Below are 18,909 nucleotides of genomic sequence, written 5' to 3' on the forward strand. Positions count from 1 at the left end.
AGTTAAACCAAGTTAATATGGGGGCAGATTAGTGGAATTAGCTTCTGTAAGCCGGCACTATAGGGGCATTGAAAACTAACATTTTTTCGACATAAAGAGGGTTTTCTTTTTTAGATGTGATGAAGAAAATTATAATTAGAGCCTTGATATTCTGATAATATTATCTTTATAAAGTAATACTTTAAAGTTACCATTTCCTTCTCTAAAGACACCTCTTTGCTCATATAACTTATTATATCCATATCTTATATTTCTTGGCTCGATGATGAATTTTTTGCCAGAAATGAAAAATTCATTAGTGATATACTTTTTTCTACCAGGATAGGACTTAAAATTTTCTACTTTACCAACTATCACTTCACAATCAGAAGGGGTACATTTTCCATTGAGGGCACTTTGTATTGAGGAGTTGATCGAATAATTGTCAATAAATGCAATCATAGAGACCGTAAAAAAGAATGTATAACCGATTTTTTCTTTTAATGCACCTGTTTTATATCTTAAGATATACACTACTAAGGATAACATTGATATTAATAAAAGATGAATGTTATCATTAAAATAATCTGGTGCTTCATATAATAGCATTTACCTTATATCCTTTAAGGTGTTAATTTATCATTTTTAAAATACCATACCAGTTAAGTGCGAGCAATTATTTGTATGGGTGATATTGTGTTCTGCCAGTGAAAAACACAGATAATAAATGGATGATCACTTACTCACAATCCTTTGTTTTGTATCGACGGGCGTTAAATGCTTTACCTTTGGCGCCAACAGAATAGAAGGTTGTAATGGCATTATTTCTGGTGCTGACGATGACTGCCGTATGGGCGGGGTAATCATTGGTTTCAGGGATGTCCAGGAAGCATCCTTTTCTTTCGTTTAGCTTGAAGTATCCTCTAGTTGCCTCATAGAGGATCTCATCGGCGTTCATTTCGAGGTTATAACCGTTCACTGGCTTCCAGCCTTCTCTACTATCGGGCTTTATGTAACTTACAGGGACAGAATATATGCCTTTATCCTCTATAATTTCATTTTTGGACGGGTCAAAGCATTTAGTTGTCCCTAGCTTACACATTGATATATGATTTTGTTCAAAAAGCGCTTTATATCTAGGGGCGTAATGTAACCCGCCAAGTGAGCCATCTTTCTCTCTTTCACCACAGAATATGTGCGTAAAGCCATCATTTTCAGCCCAAAGCCTGACAAGTTTTTTTTGAGTAAGAGAACTGTCTATAGTTAGTAACCTATCAGTAAGGTCAGGGTGTCTATTAAACAACGACTCTAAATCATTGTTAGTCACGACATAGCCCCAGTCACCGCATATTTCCAAGACATCCTTATCTATAGGCTTATATTCGAAGTTGTATGTAGGGGCATATTTCGTATTGGGATCATTATCAAAGAAAGGTACGCGGGTGTCGGCAGTAACTTGACTACTGAAGACGATAAAAGAGGTTAGCAAGATTTGAGTTTTCATATGCAATCCCTTTTCAACTCATTTCGTGTAATTAATGCCAACTAGAAAATTGTTACACAGATAGCTTAGCAACGACTCATTTACTTGGGTAACATACGTGCCTTCAACGTTGTGGACTGTTGTAGGTTAAGTGTGGAATTAACAATAGATATCGTCGCGATTTTCTTTCTTGTAGCCCTGATTGCTGGGTTTATTGATGCAATTGGAGGTGGAGGCGGGTTGATTATTCTCCCTGCGCTACTATTGGCTGGCTTGTCACCTGCACAGGCTTTGGCGACGAATAAGTTTCAGGCTATTTTCGGCAAGATTTCTTCAGTCGGCTATTTTGCCAAGCAGGGTATGATTGACTTCTCGAGCCTGAAAGTGCCTTTGATACTCTCTTTTGTCAGTTCGGGTTTTGGTGCCTTCCTGGTACAACGTATACCGTCTTCGGCTTTGAGTCAGTTTTTGCCGTTTATGATCTTAGCGGCCATGGTGTATATCTTGTTCTCGCCACGGATTGCAGATTTTGATACCCAAAGCCGGATATCGATGGGGATGTATGGTTTTACTTTCGGGGCATTGATTTCTTTTTATGATGGTTTCTTTGGTCCAGCATCAGGCTCATTTTTCGTTATCAGTTTTGTCTCCTTGCTGGGGTTCAGTGCAGCCAAAGCGGTGGCCCATGCCAAACTGTTATTGCTGGTGACCAATTTGGCCGCTGTGATGGTATTCATGACTGGCGGTGAGATTATCTGGTTACTGGGTTTGGCAATGGCTGCCGGTCAGTGGATTGGTGCTAAATACGGCTCAAAGCTGGTTCATCATAAGGGTAGCAAGGTGGTTAAGCCGGCCTTGATAGCCGTGTGTACGGTTATGTTGGGAAAACTGGTTTACGCCAACCTGTTTTAAACCATTTAGGCTTGCCACTTAATACCTGACTATCAGCAATAGTGGTAAGCCTTTGGTCGACATGTCACAAGCTTTGTTCACAACGCCGATATCCTAGTTACAAGTCCGAAAAAGAACGCGAGGTAACAGCTAAATATCACAATAACAGGCAAGTACTTTTTCATTCTAATCCCCTTAATCATCCCTTCTCTGATAGCCACATTGTCATTGCTTTCTACGTAGATATCCATGGGTTTGAGTAATTCATATTTGGCGGTATGCGTAGGTTTATCTAGTGCAGGTTTGAATTTCTCTAATTCATCGATTGGGGCGGCGATGTGCTGAATAATGGCGACACAGTCCACAGGTCATTAATCAAACCGGTTATCGGAGTCATGATGAAAAAGAAATTGTTACGCACTATTGTTCCAGCATTATTGGTTAGTATGTCTAGCTCACCTGCACTGGCTAACATTACTTTAGATGAACGCTCTATCCCGACACCAGTGGGCATTTCATCAGAGATGGCGACAATAATTGAAAATCGTGAACAGCCACCAGTTATGCCTGTTCCTGAGTCAACAGAAGAGTGGCTGGCCTTTCAAAAAGCATTCAATGCACCTGGGATTGAGTTAGCCCATACAGGTATGGAGCGCTTGGGTGTGACGTACGAAGCGAAAACCTATGCTGGGGTGGAGACGTTCTTTGTGACACCTAAAAAAGTTGCCCCAGAGTATAAAGACAAAAGGTTGATCCATATTCACGGCGGTGCTTTTGTGTTTGGCGGGGGGGATTCAGCACTTCGTGAAGCAGCATGGGTCGCTAACGGTCTTGGCGCGCAAGTTATTTCTATAGATTATCGTAAACCACCACTCAGCCCATTCCCGGCAGCATTAGAAGATACAGTCGCTGTTTGGCAAGAATTAACCAAAACGCAAAAGCCAGAAGCGACAGCAATATTCGGTACCTCTGCAGGGGGCAACCTAACCTTGGCGACGGTGCTGAAATTGCAGCAAATGGATTTACCGACACCGGGTGCAATTTACGCGGGTACGCCGGCAACGGATTTAAAAGAGATATCGGATTCGTGGTTAACGCTGAAGGGGTTAGATCCTCTAGGGAAGCGCGATGGCCTTATTCAAGCGACGTTTGACTTATATGCAAACGGTGAAGATTTAGCAAACCCTCTATTGTCACCGGTATATGCCGAAATTGATGATTTTCCACCGACGCTGTTCATAACGGGTACACGTGATTTGTTATTGAGTGATACGGTTCGTATGCACCGTTTGCTACGCAGTGCAAATGTAGACACCCAATTGCACGTGTATGACGGCCAGGCGCACGGTGATTATATTAGCGGTCTAGTAACAGACGTGCCCGAGTCTGATGATGCTATAAGAGAGATTAACAAGTTTTTCGCCAAGCACCTCAAGTAGTTGTCCTTATAGGTTGTTCTTGGAATAAAAGCGCTCACCTGAGCGCTTTTATCTCTTTAGTTAGTTTTCAAAGCAGCGAGTTGTTTCAAGAAACAGGTCAAGGGCACAATCATGAAATTAGTATTACTCATTCGGCGTTCATTGTTCTTTTTCATGATGCTATGTAGTGCATCAACTCTTGCTCACTCTCCGTTTTCACTCGCCGACACGTCTAGCCCAAAGCACACCTTAGTTAATTTCCTGTACTACTCGGAGATAGTGATAAAACACTGGCAGGCTGAATCGTTGGAGTCCAAAGAAGCAAAGCACGCATACAATCAGGCTATCAGAACAATGGATCTTTCTTTGGTGCCTAACCGTACTCGAACTGTGGTAATGATGGAGCGAATTATCTTATTGCGGGAGATCCTCGACAGGTTCGATAGCACAGTGTTACAAGCCGCACCTGATCACGAAAAGGCCCAAGATATTAGCTATTGGCGTTTCGCAAACTCGGATCTGTCTATCGTGCGGTTAGAGACCGGTAATAGACAGACCGGTAATAGACAGGGTCAATTTGTGTTCTCGGCCAATACGGTTCAGCAATTGTCGTCTTGGTACCGCAAGATGGAAGCTATGCCTTATGCCTTGGCATCGCGAACTGATTACTATCAAGAGTTTCTGGTTACGCCAGGCCCTTTGTTTTCTAAAAGTTTCATCTATGCACTTCCCGATGATTTTGTCCAGCTCTATGGTCCGCTGCCTTTATGGCAATGGTTCGCTTTATTGGGCATTTTCGTGCTCTGTAAATTGCTTATAAGAGTGAGCTTTAAGTTAGGCGAGTGCTGGAATAGCTATTGGGAGTCTAGAGGCCAACGCTGGCAATTTGGGCGGTTATTTTCAATGCTTAGCGCAGTAGTGATCCTGTTGGTAACACGCTTAGTAATCGACAATGGTATATGGATCACTGGTAATGTGTACCAGCTGCTGTCTACGGCTTTTTTGCTCTGGCAGTTTTTCTTTACCGCCTGGTTAATCATGGCATTGTTCAACTATATAGCGACCTTGTATGCCTATCATAAGCATGGGGGGAAGCAGGTCGACTCCTCGTTAATCACCGTATTGGCTCGCATCTTTGGCGGCTTAACGATCGCAATACTGGCTATTTACGTGGTTGAGTTTATGGGGTTCTCTATTTCTCCAATAGTTGCTGGCCTTGGTGTCGGTGGTTTAGCCGTTGCATTGGCAATCCGCCCAGTGTTGGAGAATGTGATTAATGGATTAACCCTATATGCCGATGGGGGCATTAAGATTGGTGAGCTTTGCCGTTATGGTGACAAACTTGGCACTATTGAAAGTATTGGTTTACGTTCGACCCGGATAAGAACCTTAGAGCGTTCACTGATCACTATTCCTAACTCTGAGTTTGCCAATATGGAGATAGATAACCTAGAGCGGCGGGATAAACGACGGATGGAGCATACCTTCAGAGTGCGTGCTGAGTTAACTAGGGATCAGCTTAGGTTACTCTTGGTAAATATCCGCCGGGTACTTTTAAGACACCCTCAGTTAGAAGCCGAGCCTCTGCGAGCACGTTTCATGGGGGTAGGTGAGTATGGCATTTTGGTGAATGTGCTTGCCTATATCAGGTGTCGTGATCATGATGAGTTTATGGCCGTACAAGAAGATGTTTTGTTAATGGTGATGCGGCAAATTGAAACGGTAGGGGCGCAACTAGCTTTTTCTAACCAGTATCAATTTGCAGGAAAGGTATCTGCGATAGATGAGGAATTAAAAGAGAAAGCCTCTTCAACGGTGAAACAATGGCATGAAAGCAACAACTACCCATTCCCTGATTTTAGCTTCGAATATAAATATGAAATCAAGGACACCATTATTTATCCCGCTCAATCCTCGGCAACTAGAAAAGATGCTACGGCATAGCTTGTTACATTCAAGTGAGTTAAGGCAGGTGAGCATTAATCACCTGTCTTTGTTTTATCTATTCGGGTTGGATGAGATCGTCAAAGTAGGTTTGCATTATCTGGTGCAGTAATTGGTTGAGCGGGAAGCCTCGCTTCGACTGCAAGTAGCCACCGCTAACTTGAATTTGGCGAATTTCCTTGGGCACTGTCGGTAATGGATAGGTACTCAATGTAGGGTCCAGCTCTAACATAAACGAACTGCCATATAGTATCGCATCGGTATTTTTTAATTTGCTGAAGATGACACGAGCACTGTGTGATACTAGCTCGATGTTTGCTTTGTAGCCTTTAGATAGATACAGCTCTTCTACCGGCGAGCGCTTAGAGTTGATGCCGTCAACAATACCTTTAGCGATGGGCAGTTGGTGAATACGTTCCCATTCACTGCCATCTTTTAAAATCGGGTGATCTTTGCGAGCGACTAAGCAAAGTTTGATTTCCTTTATCCTATGTTGGTAGATATCTTGTGGTAACGGAAAGGCTGAGAAATGGATCATATAATCGATATGGCCGTTTAGCATTTCGGCGAGCGAACCCTCTTGCCAATATTTTAATTTGAATTTGGCCTTGGGAAGGGCTTCCCTTAATGCGGTAAAAATACCTTCGCCACAGATCTCAAGCAGGAAGATGTTTAAGGCGATAGTGACTTCACCATTGAATGTTTGAGGATCGAAGTCGCGGTAAGAGTCGACCACTTTGATTATTGGATTAAACATTTCATTTGCGGCTTCAGCAAGCTTTTCAGCCAGTTCAGAGGGCTGTATACCATGGGCTTTACGAATAAAAAGTTGATCGCCAAAGGTTTCCCTTAGCTTTGCCAACCCTCTGCTGACACTGGTCTGTGAGATCCCCAATTTATCGGCAGCCGCATGTGTGTTTTGCGTTTCAACCACGGCTTGCAATAACTTTAGAAGGTTTAAGTCTAAATCACGGATCTCTTTCATCGAATACCCTTTGCATTTCTTATCTAGTATCTAACTTTGAGTTAACTGTACTTGTTTAAGAATAGATTTAGGGCGCTTTATTTCAATAGCTTAATGAAGAAAGTGTTATCTTCATAGAAGTTGGTAGATGTCTTGGACAATCTCTTCAATACCCAGAGTAAAGAACTGTACCCCCATACAAATAAGTAGGAAGCCCATAATCCGGGTAAAGGCGTTAATACCGTTTTGGCCAAGGGCTTTGAGCAAGGGATAAGCCATACTTAGGGTAAATGTAGCGATTATAGCAACGACAGCGAAACCGGATAATACCCCACTATATACACTTGGCATGTGCAGGTCATCTCCATGACTCGCTAATTCTGCTGCAAGGCTAATGATCAATGCCATGGTACCGGGGCCGCAGAGTGATGGAATGGTTAAAGGTACCAAGGCGATAGAATCTTGTTCTGGAGGGCCATTGCTCGTGTCTGGCTTGGGAAAGAGCATGTTGAAACCGATCGCAACAATAATAATACCACCGCCAAGGCGTAAGCTTGGTATCGAGATACTAAATAGCTCTAATATTGATGCGCCAATCAAAAAGGTGATACACAGGGCGAAGAATAAATAAACGCCGACCGTTTTGGCTTGAGAAACGATGTAGCTTTTATCTTTTCCTTTACTTAACCCCAGCAATACTGTGGCGGCTGCAGGTGGGTTCATCATCGGTAATAGCCCGATAACGGTTAATGTTAGGAAGGTGAATAAAGTTTCAATATGCATAGGCGAACTCTTATTAGTGGGTATTGCGTGATGCGTTTACAGTAAGAATAACTGCGCGAGATAGAGGACACTGAAGAAGGAGATAGCGTCGGTTAATGTGGTTAAAACAGGGCTAGACAACATGGCGGGGTCAAGGCTCAAGCGCCTTAAAAGCAACGGTAATGTACCGCCAATAATGACGGCGAGAGTCGATGAAAAGGCATAGGCGATACCAATGAGCAGTGGTAGGCCGATATGCTCACTGCCATGAGTCAATAAAGTCAGTACGGCTAAAACAATGCCAATGAGAATGCCGTTGATAAGGCCGATGGGGATCTCTTTGCTGACAACGTAAAACAGATCTTTGGCAGTAAGGTGGCCGACGGAAAGCTCTCTTATTGATACCGCGACCGCCTGGTTACCCGCTGCTCCCGAAAGGTTAGCAACAAGCGGTAAAATGGCCGCCAGCACCGCTATCTGTTCAATGATGGGCTCAAAAGCGGCAATGATAGAGACCGCGGCGTAGCTTAAAACAACGGAAGGTAACAAGAAGGCCAATCTGCGCAGATTGCGGGTTATTGTCGACATGGTTCGAAATTCATCACCGCCAAATACACCGGATTGTTCAAGCAGTTGGTGTTTAGATTGTTCATAAAGGGCTTCGTTAACTTGCTTAAAGCCAACTGTGCCGATTTGAAACCCATATTCATTCACTACGGGAATAACCGGGTGTTGAGTTGTATCTAAGATGATTTTTAGGGAATGGAGCTCAAGCTCTGGTTGAGCCACCGGAATCGATGGGTCTATATGTTGCTTGAGAGGGGTATCTGGAGATTGAAGGAAAACATCTCTCAGCCTTAATGCGCCAACGAAGGTTTTCATATCATCACGCAAATAGATATAACGCCATTCCAAGTGTTCTGAGTTTGGATGTTCAGTGTAACGCTGCGTTTAAATCCGCGACCGTTGCCTCCTCATGCAGCTTGATGACTTCATTCTTACATATACCGCCAGCTGAATATTCCGGGTAGATCAGTGCTGCTCGTTCTTCATTGCGCCATTTCTGGGGTAAAGCGAGTTTTAGTTGCGACTGAAGGTGACGCGGTAACTGGCTTATTAGCAACCTTCTATCTACCGAGGGGAGATACTTAAACAGTTCGATGGTGTTTTCTAATGGGAGCTGGCGGAATAGCTCGAGCAATTCATTATCAGTAAAAAGATCAAGAAGGTTGGCAGCGAACTTTGGCGACTGGCTGCTGAGCAGTACCCAAACAGTAATGCGGTCATTGTTTGATAATTGCCTGAATGCCAATGTAACTGCCTCAGGTGAGGCGGACTCAACATATTCGTGCAGCAACTCAGCGCTCTGAGTCTCTATGCAAAATCGCAATAGCTCACTGAACTGTTCGGTGTCGTTTAGTTGTAAGGGTATTGAAATAAGTGTCATGGTTTATACCTTGTCGATTTTAAGAAATTGTTGCTTTATCCAATGTATAAATAAGGTGATAAGCGCTATCATCAAACCAATAAAGCTGAATATTAAGAACCACTTAGTGATGAGCTCTTGATAGATAGCCATAAAAGGAAGTTTCATGGCTTGGGTACCAATGATCACTAAGCTCATGGCCCAGATTAATGAACTGGTGATACTGATAAGTACTGCACGAATAAAATCGAACAGTGTCGCGCCCATTAACATCGGGGTTAATACACGCACAAACGGTATATAGCGTGAAATAAACAGGACGCAGAACCCATACTTGTCTAGCATCCTTGTTAGTCTTGGTAGAGCATTGGCGGGGAGGCGATGTACAATGTTGTGCATCAAGCTTGTGCCATACAGACAACGCCCCTGCAGATAGGCCAGGATGGTGCCAATAGAAGCGGCAGTCGACAGCAGCAGTATTGCATTGTAATGGTCAACAGCGCCTACACTAACTAGCCCACCAATAAATAATGCTAAACCCACACCAGGTAGCGGTAAAAACACTAAGCTGAACTCTAGAATAAGCACAGTACCAAGCAGCAATAGCAAGAGATCTATTGGGTTGATGATTTGTAAAGAATCAAAGTCTTGTAGCCAAATAGCCATTAGGATTTGTTGCATCATCTAGCCCTTACCAAAATTGTTTTAATCAAACATCAGGATGATGTAGGCGAAGAACAGAATGAGGTGGGTTGCCCCGTTGAGTGAGTTGGTTCTGCCACTGCTGAAGCTCACGCTGGTCATTAACAGGGTAGCGACAAGCAGTACCATTTCTGCGGGGTCTAAACCTAATCGGATGGGCTCGTTTATCACCCCTGAAACTAGCAATACAGCGGGTATGGTCAGGGCGACGGCAGCAAGTACCGAGCCAAAGAACAGGTTCATTGCGCGCTGAAGGTGATTATTGATTGCCGCTTTCAATGCGCCGGAGGCTTCAGGAGCAAGAATGATCAGGGCGACCAATAAACCGCCCAAGGCTGCTGGCGCCCCCATTACGGTGATACTGTCGTTGATTGGAACGGCTAAGCTTTTAGCTAAAACGGCGACCACAAACAAGTAACTGACGAGCATCATAGAATGGAAACCATTGCTACTGAGCTGGCTTAGGGCGTTATGCTTGTCTTTATTGTCGGCGTCAATAAAGAAGTGGGTATGGCTTCGGGTTTGGACAAAGAGAAAAACGCCATATAGGGCAAGCGATGCGAGGACAAGCGTCCAGGTCAAGCCCACCGACATACCGCCAAAGTCATCCATGCTGGTGAAATTGGGTAAAATTAAGCTCAACATGGCCAGTGGGATAATAGCGACGATATAAGCTTTAATACCATCTATATTGTAGGTCTGAGTGTGATGCTTTACACCGCCAATCAAAAGAGCGATACCGACGAATCCATTGAGTACCGCCATTATCAAGGCAAATAAGGTATCCCTTGCCAAGACGGGATTTGAGTCACCTGTGAGCATCAATGATGAAAGCATAATGACTTTAAGTACGACGACAGATAGCGTCAAAATAAGCGTGCCGTAGGGATCGCCGAGCCGAATTGCCATGGCATCGGAGTGGCGAACAACGGCAAAAATAGCGGTCATTACCACGTAAAATAAAATGCCTGTGGTGAGCAGGTATAAAATAGGGGAGCTATTTCCATCTAGCAGGGAATTGCCAGCCATTTTAAAAAATAAAATGGCAAGCATACCGACAACCAGAGTGTATTCTTGTTTTAGTATTTTTAACATATCAGCCTTTCGAAGGTATCCCTACCGCGCGTTACCATCCTTTAGCGAGGTAATAGGGCTGGAAAGCTACTGGTTCCATTCCAGTAGTACTTAAGGCGTACATTAGAGAGGTTGGGGGAGTGAGGCGATGAATTAGTGAAATTCATTCATGGTGTTCGCAGGAATAGGTATTACCCAATTGCCTATTTGGATGAAGAGCAACATCTGAAAACGGGAGCGCTACCAATTAACGCAATCTATCTCGTTGGGTTAATTGACAGAAAAGTATGGGGGCTAGCTCGGTCTTGAGCTTGGCTTAATTGAGCCTGAGCTAATTGAGTCAACCAAGCCTCAATCGGCTGCTGGTTGCCCAGCCAGTTTTCAATCTCGTTAACGTTAACCAACAGCGGCATCCGGTGGTGATAAGGTCGGCAAACCTCATCAGCCGTAGTGGTAAGGGTGACTAATTCGGGTGTTGTGCCGTTTATAGGCTCAAACCATAGCCCTGCCATGTACAAGGGCTTACCGTCGCTATGGCTGAACAGGTATTTCTGTTTTCTTGATCCCCCTTCATCACGCCATTCATACCAACCCGAGCAAGGGATAATGCAACGCCGGTGTTGCATTGCGTTTTTCCAGGTGGGTTTATCCAGTGCAGTTTCAACCTGGGCATTAATCAATAGCTTCTTTGCCCAGGCGGGTTTGATTCCCCATGTCATATCAAATTGCTGTAGGCCGGTGTTGCCGTTGATAGGGCTAGATCGACTGCAAATCGTCGAAACGGTTTGGCTGGGGCTGAGGTCAGGATTATCACTCGTGTAATAACGCACTCTCAGCTCGTCAGGTACCTGATTATTCAGCATGTTAGCGAGAATGTTCAGTCTTCCACACATGATTTGCTCTCCAAAATTCGCTCAACAGCCGCTTCCATAGCGGTGGTGGTGATAAAAGCAGCTATTGATCAAGGTGCATCTTGACCATCCTTGAGTCTAGGATAACAATGATACTGTATAAATAAACAGTATCTCGTGAATTATGAACTTTATTCCATTTTATGCCAGTGCGGGGATTACCGGATTCGAAAGCCCAGCGGCGGATTACCTGCAGCTTCCGTTGTCGTTGGATGAACTGCTGGTGGAACATCCCAGCGCCACTTATATCGGTTTGGCACAAGGCCGGAGTATGGAAGGTGTTGGTATTTATGATGGGGATGTGCTGATAGTAGACCGCCATATCGAGGTGAAGGATCACGATGTGGTGGTGGCAAACCTCAACGGTGAATTTGTTTGCAAGCTTATTGATACCAAGCAGCGCAGGCTACTGTCGGCAGCGTCAGGTTACATGCCGGTGTTTGTTACGCAGCATGATCAATTCACCTTGGAAGGGGTGGTGACTCGTTCTATCCGTTGCCATCGTAAGAGCCATATCTTTGGTGGTGAAAGCTGATGTACGCGCTGGTAGATGCCAACTCGTTCTATTGCTCGGCAGAGCAGGTGTTCCGGCCAGATTGGCGCGGTAAGCCGATGGTTGTTTTGTCGAATAACGATGGGTGTATTGTCGCGGCTAATCGGCAGGCCAGAGAGGCAGGGGTTGAGAAGTTCAAAGCCTATTTTGAAATGCGCGGCTTGTGCGAGGCGAAAGGTGTGATTGCCTGCTCGTCGAACTATGAGCTCTATGGTGATTTGTCGGCAAAAATGATGGAGGTCATTGGCCGTTTTGCCCCAGAGCAGCATGTGTATTCTATTGATGAATCTTTCCTGGCTTTCCACCACTGTCGGCAAGCCATTCCGGATTTACCCCTCCATGCCCAGAAACTACGAAGAGCGGTCTGGCGCGAGTGTCGCTTGCCTGTATGTGTGGGAATCGGCTCAACGTTAACGCTTGCCAAGGTGGCTAACCATGCTGCCAAAAAAGTGCAGGGCTACCAAGGGGTATGTGTTATTGAAACCGACGCTGAACGGCAGGCGATTTTAGCAAAGATGAAAACTTCGGATGTTTGGGGGATCGGTCGGCGGATAGCCAAACGGTTGGAATTTATGGGTATCAATACAGCGTTGCAGCTTGCTGCGATGAAGCCGGGACTGGCAAGGAAGTCATTCAACGTCGAGGTAGAGCGCACCGTTCGTGAGCTTAATGGCGAGCCTTGCAAGGGATGGGATCAAGCACGGGCGGATAAGAAACAGATCTTTTCTACCCGTAGCGTCGGTGAGCGTATTACTTGCCCTGACAGCTTGCGCCAAGCCCTTTGCAAGCACGCGGGAATTGCAGTAGAGAAACTGAGAAAACAACGTTCCCTTGTGCGTGTGATGATGGTTTTTGCTTCGAACTCGCCTTACGATGAGCGGCCGCAGGGCTTTAAGCAAATTTACCGCTTTGCGTATCCCACCGATGACAGCACAGCCATCATCAGGGCTGTAGCTTCATTGCTCGATCAAATCTATGCTCCGGGCATACGCTATTACAAAATCGGTGTCGGTTTGATTGATTTGGTTAGTGCAGAGCATGTGCAGGGTGACTTATTCGATGAGTCAGCCACTAACCCGGCTTTGATGAAGGTTTTCGATAGCCTCAACCAGCGCTATGGCAGGGATAGCTTGCTTCTTGCTGCTCAAGGGATCAACCCCAAGTGGGCGATGCGGCGGGAGTTATTATCACCGCAATACACTACACGGTGGCGGGATATTCCTCGGGTGAAATGCTAACTAAGGGCGATCCTAGATTTTGTATCATCTTGGATGAGCATTGAAATGCATATTAAGTGGCAATATCATTGATTTAACTTGGTACATAAAAGGATTAATGATGATTAAGGCAGTACTGATGAGTGTGTTGTGTATGGTATCCGTTCAAACATTGGCTGTTTCTTCTGCCAGTGCGCATGCCAACGCGCTATTTAACGCTATCGCCCAGCGGCTGAGTTATATGGAAGACGTGGGGCTCTATAAAGCGAATCATAATCTGCCCATTGAAGATATTGCCCGTGAAGATGTGGTGATCAGCAAGGCGTCGCAGTCGGCAGCGGAAGTCGGTCTGGATAGCCAGAGCGTTGAAGGTTTCTTTCGGGCTCAGATTTCCGCAGCCAAGGCGATTCAATATCGATACCGGGCTGATTTACTTAATGCACCAACAAGCCGCGAGCCAAGAGATCTTAAAACAGTTGTCAGGCCTGCGCTAATTACCCTGGGTGATCAAATCAACCAAGAGATCCTTGCTTTCCTTCAAGCAGGAGGGAAGTTGACTGAAACAGATTGGCAAGGCTTTTCGAACGCACTTGATATGCAGTATCTATCCGAGGCCGATAAACGCGCGCTATTTGATGCACTGTCAGGTATCAAGTTGAAATAGCTCGTCTGCCTTTGCCTTGCCATTACTTGTTTTGGGGTTGATAATTGATAGTTAATTATCGCAATTATTCGAAATCGATTGATAATACCCGATGAATATTGAACATTTGAAATTGTTTGTTCGGCTGGCGACAACCCATAACATCAGTATGGCAGGGCAAGAGCTAGGATTGTCTCCGGCAGTATCAAGTGCCCATATCAACAAGCTTGAAGAAGGGCTTGGGGTAAGGCTGGTCCACCGCACGACACGCAAAGTGTCATTGACGGAGGAGGGACAAGCTTTTCTTCCCCATGCCGAAGAAGTGCTGGCGAGTGTCGAAGCGGCCAGAGCCTCGGTCGGTGCGGGCAGCGCATTGCCTGTCGGTACGCTGCGGGTTACTGCCCCAGCTTCTTTTGGTCGCCTTCATCTTATTCCCGCCTTGAAAGGCTTTATGGCCCGTTATCCGGATTTAACCGTCGACTTTCGTTTTAGCGATACCATTGTCGATATGGTCGAGGGGGGCTTTGATGTCGCTATTCGTGATGCCGAACTGCAAGATTCGACACTCATTGCCCGTAAGCTCGCGCCGGATAATCGTATTATCTGCGCCTCACCGCAATACCTTGAAATGCATGGTGAGCCTGAGACGCCACATGATCTGCGTGAACATCAATGTGTGAATTTAGCAGGGTTAACCACTTGGGTGTTTGACAGCAAAGACGGCCCGATAAGTGTAAAAACCAAAGGCTGTTTCCGAACCGATAACGGTGATGCGATGCGTGATGCTTGTACCGATGGGCTGGGTATTGCGATTAATTCAACCTGGAGTGCTTATAAGCAGCTGGAGCGGAGGGAGTTGGTTCAGATCTTAAAAGATTATCCATTGATTTCTGATACGGCAATTTGGGCGGTATATCCGAGTTCGCGTTTGCTGGCACCGAAGGTTAGGGCCTTTATTGATTATCTCAATGAGTATTATGGTAACCCACCATACTGGGACAAGTAGCTTAATCCTGGACAAATAGCTGAATCGAGTTTGCAGAGTTCAATTTTTCAAAAACGCCGACATGGAGAGTGATACTTAATGCCGGCGTTTTTTAATTACCAAGAAAAAGTTTGAATAACGTTTGCTTGGGTAATTGGGTTAGTGGCAATCGCATTGTTAACCTGTCCGAGGAATGGCTTCTGATAGGTGGGCAGCATGCCTTTCAGTGACACGATGTTGTTGCCGTGATCACCCCAATACATGGTCTCGAAATCAAGGTGCTCAAGCAGGTACTTTTCCTCTTCGAGAATTTGCAGTGGGGTTGGCAATACAAATTCACCACGTGCGACTTCTCGCTCCAACTCTGTTCCGGTTTCATTTGGTTAAGCAGTTTAGTGGTTTCGATAATGTGTTCTTTAGAGCGCTCTCGTCCACCCAAACCGAAGATAAACGACAGCAACATCTCGATACCGGCTTCTTTAGCGAGTGCCATACCCTCAAGCGCTTGCTCGGGTGTCATACGCTTTTTAATCCGCTCAAGCACCACTCGGTCACCAGACTCAAGTCCGGCATAGGCCATACTCAGTCCTGCTTGCTTTAACTCTTTCAGCTCGGCTGGGGATTTGCGTCTTAGATCGTTCAGCCCGCTATAGAGTGATATCTTCTGGCATTCAGGAAATGTTGCTTTGATCTTTTCAAATATCTTAAGTAGAAAGTCCGTGCGTGCTGCCATCACATTGCCATCGATTAGGAAGATAGACTCAACATGAGGGTAGAAGCGTCTTGCCGATTCGATGTCTTGGAAAATGTCGTCGATATCGCGAATACGGAAACGCTTATCACTGAACATATTACAGAAGGTGCAGTGGTTCATGCTGCAGCCCAAGGTCGTCTGAATCAATACGCTGTTTGCTTCTGTCCAAGGCCGGTAAATCTTGCCCTCATAATGCATAGTGTGTCTCCAATTTGTAAGAGGGAGAAGCATAACAACCTATACTCATGATGATAATTGGCCGCTATAGTGAATCAGTTTATAGGTTTAATTGATAATGAAAACTAGAGAAGCGTGTGATTGAATATATTAACTGTATGCAAAAAGCCCATGACCAAAAAGGCCATGGGCTTTGAGTGATAACTCGTGGTTAGCTATAGAAGTGGATAATCTACTATCTACTTCTGGAATTTTTCCAAGGCTGCATCCATTGCAGTCATGACGGCTTGTACTTTTTGATCGTTTAATGCATCGGGATGCGGTTGACCGAACTGGCCGATATCGTTGTCGAAATAAAGGCCGTGAGCGTTGGCAAATTCATCAGACAGGGCGCCACGTACCAGTATGTCAGCCCCGACACTCAGATCACTCCCTGCAATACCAAATGCGCTTTTCACCATTTTGCTGCCAAGCAGTGATTTAGGGTTTACCGAGGCAATCATAGGGCCACTTTCTTTTAAAGCGAGCCCTAAACTGCGTGACCACATGGTAATGGCCAATTTACTCTGTGCGTACGCATCCCCGGCTGATAATGGTTTGTCGCCAGCGAGTGCGGCTAGATCAACCGTTGCCTGGGCGGCAGAGGAGAGGTTAATCACTCGACCGCTTTGACCAAGTAAAGGCAGTAATGCTTTGGTCAGTAGGTATGGGGCAAAGGTGTTCACGGCATAGCGAACATCAAAACCATCATCGGTTGTCGATACTGGTGCATTATAGACACCGGCATTGTTGATCAGGGAATCGAGTCGAGTGTGTTTGGCTTTGATCTCGCTTGCCAGCACGTCAACATCCGACAGTTTTGATAAATCAGCGACATACGTTTCAATTTTTGCGTTACCTTGTAACTGGCTGAGTTGATCTTCTACGTCTTTGAGCTTGGCAGGATTACGACCATGCAAAAGCACATGATGTCCTTGGGAGACGAGCATTTTCGCTGTTTCAAATCCGATGCCGTCGGTTGAGCCAGTAACAAGAATCACTTTTTGCATTGCTGTATTCCTTGATGAAGTAATCTCAGAGCTGGAGAGATAAAGCGTGGTATCCAGCTACGATGTTAGGTAACGCTATGAATAATAGCAGCTTTGGAAACATTGATAATGAGAGAGGCTAACGAAACAGTTTAAAGAAAAAATTGATAATGGCGTTTATATTGATAACACCGGATAGCTATCTGCATGGGGATACAGAGTTGCTATCCGGCTGCTTACTGTGCGGTTGAGTTGCTTCTGCCTTAGAAGCGGTAAAGTAGCCCTACACTGAACAAATTGACTGTAGAATCATAAAAGTTAACGTCACTGTCGTTATCGAACCAAGCCACCGTGCCATTTGCTAGCCAGTTCTTCCAACCAAACGGACTGGCATAAAAGGTCGAGAAGCTGGCGCCAAGCTGGCTGCTGTCAATCTTTCTATCATCGTATAATGGGTGTCCTTCATCAAAGGAGAGTTCAGAGATGTAGAGGTTTGTTACCAAGCGCCATCGGTTAATGGAGTAGATATAGTTTGCACCGAGCGAGTAACCGTCATAAGCCATCGCATCCCCGTCGGCATCTAGGTCGAAGACAGAGAACAACGGCACTAACCGGTGCCTAGGGGAGTCCCATGTGAACGTGTATTGCGCAGTAAAACGATGAAAATCGCCATTACGGTTGAGTAAGGCAAGCTCTTCAGATACTAAGCCTTGCGAAACACCGCTTAGCTCATCATCAATATCGACATCACGGTAAGAATATCTGAGCTCTAAACCGGTGCCATACATCCGATCCCAAATCAGTCGATAGCCGTTGGCTGTACGATCCGTTTTCTTTCTTGGGCTACCTGTTAAAAACGGATCTGCCCATACTTCCGTTGCCATTGGGGTATAAAGAAAGCTGGCCCCTAAGACGCCGGCTTTCCCTATCTCTTGTCTGATACCAGCCAAGGTCGAGAAATCAAAACGGATATAGTCTTCTAACTGGTTACCAATAAATATTTGCGTGCGGGAATTTGCAAAGGTATAGGCAATCTCAGCGGCAATAACCGGTATTGCTGAGTCTTCACTGCTTGGAGAGCTGTTAATTGAATTGATGGTGTTGTTACTTAAATCAACTGAACCAAATTGGGCTAACGTATTTGATTCCACACTCATGCCGCCGACACCGACATTCACGAAACCAGAAAATCCATCTTTGGTAGGAATAGGTTCTATGGCATAAGCACCAGAGATAAAAGTGGTTGTAATGGCGAGAGGCAATATCGGCCGCATCATATAGAAATCCCAATATGGTTTACGATTGTTGTGTTAAAAAATTAGGAGATATTCTCAAAGTTGTAAAATGTAGGCGGAGTTGTTCTTATATTTAATAAGTCAGACTCATAACTGAGGATGGCAAAATGCAAGCAGTTCATCACTGCTAGTCTTAAAGATAAATTTGGAAATAAGCAGGGGGGGTGGTGAAAGTAGCGCTTATCTCTGTCTTCATTTTATTTGTAAGCTCAGCGCACAGTGCTGCGCCGGTATTTACCCGTTTATTTGCAGTTGCGGACAGCGCAGAAACCGCTTATTTAACCCCAGCAGGTATGACCCGCCTGAATGAACATTCGCTGGTGGTGTCTGGTTTGCTTTTTCAGTATCTCGGTGAGTTTGATATTGATGAAGAGCTAACGACAGTGAGTGGCGGTACCCCAGATAGTGGCGATCCAATACTGGTGCCTTCAATTTATTATGTCCGGGTTTTAGATTCGAAATGGCGTGCTGGTGTGGCACTAACCGTTCCGTCAGGGTTTGGCTCATCGACCGGTGGTAGTTGGGCTGGACGTTACTACACCACAGACTCGAGTTTGATTTTGGTCAGCCTAAGCCCCTCATTGGCTTACGTGCCAAGAAAAAGTGTTACAGTTTCCACAATTTGCAAATCCAGTTCCTGAATTTACAAGTGTCAATTTATCTGACGTTAAGCTTCAATATGAATGAGAAATAACTCAATAAT

General features: G+C 45.1%; 19 protein-coding genes and 1 pseudogene. 8 read left to right on the forward strand and 12 right to left on the reverse strand.

Translation table 11 applies throughout. The annotated features are described in order from the left end of the window. Nucleotides 1-135: 135 nt before the first annotated feature. Nucleotides 136-588 (reverse strand): hypothetical protein, encoded by a 453-nt coding sequence (locus ACXAGQ_RS24915; RefSeq protein ID WP_475257574.1) that lies wholly within the window; start codon nt 586-588, stop codon nt 136-138. Nucleotides 589-718: 130 nt separating this feature from the next. Further along, nucleotides 719-1,483, reverse strand: coding sequence for an EndoU domain-containing protein (locus tag ACXAGQ_RS24920; protein WP_475257576.1), 765 nt, complete (start codon nt 1,481-1,483; stop codon nt 719-721). A gap of 132 nt (nt 1,484-1,615) precedes the next feature. Here ACXAGQ_RS24920 and ACXAGQ_RS24925 point away from each other — a divergent pair, with 132 nt between their 5' ends. From ACXAGQ_RS24925 to ACXAGQ_RS24935, 3 genes are all read left to right on the forward strand, one after another. Then, on the forward strand, nt 1,616-2,374 hold the full coding sequence (locus ACXAGQ_RS24925) for a TSUP family transporter (protein ID WP_475257577.1): 759 nt from the start codon (nt 1,616-1,618) through the stop codon (nt 2,372-2,374). A gap of 377 nt (nt 2,375-2,751) precedes the next feature. Beyond that, nucleotides 2,752-3,792, forward strand: a complete 1,041-nt coding sequence (locus ACXAGQ_RS24930) for an alpha/beta hydrolase (protein ID WP_475257579.1) — start codon at nt 2,752-2,754, stop codon at nt 3,790-3,792. Between the two features lie 111 nt (nt 3,793-3,903). Further along, nucleotides 3,904-5,715: a mechanosensitive ion channel family protein gene (locus ACXAGQ_RS24935; RefSeq protein ID WP_475257580.1), complete on the forward strand. Its 1,812-nt coding sequence runs from the start codon at nt 3,904-3,906 to the stop codon at nt 5,713-5,715. A gap of 58 nt (nt 5,716-5,773) precedes the next feature. Here the strand turns inward: ACXAGQ_RS24935 and ACXAGQ_RS24940 are convergent, their stop codons facing one another. From ACXAGQ_RS24940 to ACXAGQ_RS24970, 7 genes are all read right to left on the reverse strand, one after another. Next, complete coding sequence (locus tag ACXAGQ_RS24940) at nt 5,774-6,700, reverse strand: LysR family transcriptional regulator (RefSeq protein ID WP_475257582.1); 927 nt, start codon at nt 6,698-6,700, stop codon at nt 5,774-5,776. A gap of 111 nt (nt 6,701-6,811) precedes the next feature. Beyond that, nucleotides 6,812-7,462, reverse strand: a complete 651-nt coding sequence (locus ACXAGQ_RS24945) for a MarC family NAAT transporter (RefSeq protein WP_475257584.1) — start codon at nt 7,460-7,462, stop codon at nt 6,812-6,814. A 36-nt stretch (nt 7,463-7,498) separates the two neighbouring features. Continuing rightward, nucleotides 7,499-8,323 (reverse strand): magnesium transporter, encoded by an 825-nt coding sequence (locus tag ACXAGQ_RS24950; protein WP_475257585.1) that lies wholly within the window; start codon nt 8,321-8,323, stop codon nt 7,499-7,501. A gap of 52 nt (nt 8,324-8,375) precedes the next feature. After that, nucleotides 8,376-8,888 carry a magnesium transporter MgtE N-terminal domain-containing protein gene (locus ACXAGQ_RS24955; protein ID WP_475257587.1) on the reverse strand — a complete coding sequence of 171 codons (513 nt, stop codon included), beginning with the start codon at nt 8,886-8,888 and terminating at the stop codon, nt 8,376-8,378. Nucleotides 8,889-8,891: 3 nt separating this feature from the next. Continuing rightward, on the reverse strand, nt 8,892-9,551 hold the full coding sequence (locus ACXAGQ_RS24960; protein ID WP_475257588.1) for a DedA family protein: 660 nt from the start codon (nt 9,549-9,551) through the stop codon (nt 8,892-8,894). A gap of 21 nt (nt 9,552-9,572) precedes the next feature. Beyond that, a complete protein-coding gene (locus ACXAGQ_RS24965; RefSeq protein ID WP_475257590.1) occupies nt 9,573-10,664 on the reverse strand; it encodes a calcium:cation antiporter in 1,092 nt (363 codons plus the stop codon). Between the two features lie 236 nt (nt 10,665-10,900). After that, nucleotides 10,901-11,536 (reverse strand): SOS response-associated peptidase, encoded by a 636-nt coding sequence (locus ACXAGQ_RS24970; protein WP_475257592.1) that lies wholly within the window; start codon nt 11,534-11,536, stop codon nt 10,901-10,903. A 142-nt stretch (nt 11,537-11,678) separates the two neighbouring features. On the opposite strand from ACXAGQ_RS24970, the gene umuD reads away from it, so the two are divergent. From umuD to ACXAGQ_RS24990, 4 genes are all read left to right on the forward strand, one after another. Next, entirely contained in the window at nt 11,679-12,089 is a 411-nt protein-coding gene (gene umuD / locus ACXAGQ_RS24975; protein ID WP_475257593.1) for a translesion error-prone DNA polymerase V autoproteolytic subunit, read from the forward strand. Further along, nucleotides 12,089-13,345, forward strand: a complete 1,257-nt coding sequence (locus ACXAGQ_RS24980; protein ID WP_475257595.1) for a Y-family DNA polymerase — start codon at nt 12,089-12,091, stop codon at nt 13,343-13,345. Before umuD ends, ACXAGQ_RS24980 begins: the two co-directional genes overlap by 1 nt. A 100-nt stretch (nt 13,346-13,445) precedes the next feature. Further along, entirely contained in the window at nt 13,446-13,988 is a 543-nt protein-coding gene (locus ACXAGQ_RS24985) for a chorismate mutase (RefSeq protein ID WP_475257597.1), read from the forward strand. 91 nt (nt 13,989-14,079) lie between these two features. Continuing rightward, complete coding sequence (locus tag ACXAGQ_RS24990; RefSeq protein WP_475257598.1) at nt 14,080-14,973, forward strand: LysR family transcriptional regulator; 894 nt, start codon at nt 14,080-14,082, stop codon at nt 14,971-14,973. A gap of 95 nt (nt 14,974-15,068) precedes the next feature. Here the strand turns inward: ACXAGQ_RS24990 and ACXAGQ_RS24995 are convergent. From ACXAGQ_RS24995 to ACXAGQ_RS25005, 3 genes and pseudogenes are all read right to left on the reverse strand, one after another. Continuing rightward, nucleotides 15,069-15,904, reverse strand: a pseudogene (locus ACXAGQ_RS24995) (B12-binding domain-containing radical SAM protein). Between the two features lie 218 nt (nt 15,905-16,122). Further along, entirely contained in the window at nt 16,123-16,932 is an 810-nt protein-coding gene (locus tag ACXAGQ_RS25000; protein ID WP_475257600.1) for an SDR family NAD(P)-dependent oxidoreductase, read from the reverse strand. Nucleotides 16,933-17,174: 242 nt separating this feature from the next. Next, entirely contained in the window at nt 17,175-18,188 is a 1,014-nt protein-coding gene (locus tag ACXAGQ_RS25005) for a DUF2860 family protein (RefSeq protein ID WP_475257601.1), read from the reverse strand. A gap of 185 nt (nt 18,189-18,373) precedes the next feature. On the opposite strand from ACXAGQ_RS25005, the gene ACXAGQ_RS25010 reads away from it, so the two are divergent. Continuing rightward, nucleotides 18,374-18,847 carry an outer membrane protein transport protein gene (locus ACXAGQ_RS25010; protein WP_475257603.1) on the forward strand — a complete coding sequence of 158 codons (474 nt, stop codon included), beginning with the start codon at nt 18,374-18,376 and terminating at the stop codon, nt 18,845-18,847. Nucleotides 18,848-18,909 lie beyond the last annotated feature (62 nt).

The organism is Photobacterium sp. ABD4_091 (genome assembly GCF_056160145.1).

Excerpts from the sequence above, each read along its gene's own strand:
- ACXAGQ_RS24915 (WP_475257574.1), bottom strand. The coding sequence starts at position 588 with ATGCTATTATATGAAGCACCAGATTATTTTAATGATAACATTCATCTT.
- ACXAGQ_RS24920 (WP_475257576.1), bottom strand. The coding sequence starts at position 1,483 with ATGAAAACTCAAATCTTGCTAACCTCTTTTATCGTCTTCAGTAGTCAA.
- ACXAGQ_RS24930 (WP_475257579.1), top strand. The coding sequence starts at position 2,752 with ATGAAAAAGAAATTGTTACGCACTATTGTTCCAGCATTATTGGTTAGT.
- ACXAGQ_RS24935 (WP_475257580.1), top strand. The coding sequence starts at position 3,904 with ATGAAATTAGTATTACTCATTCGGCGTTCATTGTTCTTTTTCATGATG.
- ACXAGQ_RS24940 (WP_475257582.1), bottom strand. The coding sequence starts at position 6,700 with ATGAAAGAGATCCGTGATTTAGACTTAAACCTTCTAAAGTTATTGCAA.
- ACXAGQ_RS24945 (WP_475257584.1), bottom strand. The coding sequence starts at position 7,462 with ATGCATATTGAAACTTTATTCACCTTCCTAACATTAACCGTTATCGGG.
- ACXAGQ_RS24950 (WP_475257585.1), bottom strand. The coding sequence starts at position 8,323 with ATGAAAACCTTCGTTGGCGCATTAAGGCTGAGAGATGTTTTCCTTCAA.
- ACXAGQ_RS24955 (WP_475257587.1), bottom strand. The coding sequence starts at position 8,888 with ATGACACTTATTTCAATACCCTTACAACTAAACGACACCGAACAGTTC.
- ACXAGQ_RS24960 (WP_475257588.1), bottom strand. The coding sequence starts at position 9,551 with ATGATGCAACAAATCCTAATGGCTATTTGGCTACAAGACTTTGATTCT.
- ACXAGQ_RS24965 (WP_475257590.1), bottom strand. The coding sequence starts at position 10,664 with ATGTTAAAAATACTAAAACAAGAATACACTCTGGTTGTCGGTATGCTT.
- ACXAGQ_RS24970 (WP_475257592.1), bottom strand. The coding sequence starts at position 11,536 with ATGTGTGGAAGACTGAACATTCTCGCTAACATGCTGAATAATCAGGTA.
- umuD (WP_475257593.1), top strand. The coding sequence starts at position 11,679 with ATGAACTTTATTCCATTTTATGCCAGTGCGGGGATTACCGGATTCGAA.
- ACXAGQ_RS24980 (WP_475257595.1), top strand. The coding sequence starts at position 12,089 with ATGTACGCGCTGGTAGATGCCAACTCGTTCTATTGCTCGGCAGAGCAG.
- ACXAGQ_RS24985 (WP_475257597.1), top strand. The coding sequence starts at position 13,446 with ATGATTAAGGCAGTACTGATGAGTGTGTTGTGTATGGTATCCGTTCAA.
- ACXAGQ_RS24990 (WP_475257598.1), top strand. The coding sequence starts at position 14,080 with ATGAATATTGAACATTTGAAATTGTTTGTTCGGCTGGCGACAACCCAT.
- ACXAGQ_RS25000 (WP_475257600.1), bottom strand. The coding sequence starts at position 16,932 with ATGCAAAAAGTGATTCTTGTTACTGGCTCAACCGACGGCATCGGATTT.
- ACXAGQ_RS25005 (WP_475257601.1), bottom strand. The coding sequence starts at position 18,188 with ATGATGCGGCCGATATTGCCTCTCGCCATTACAACCACTTTTATCTCT.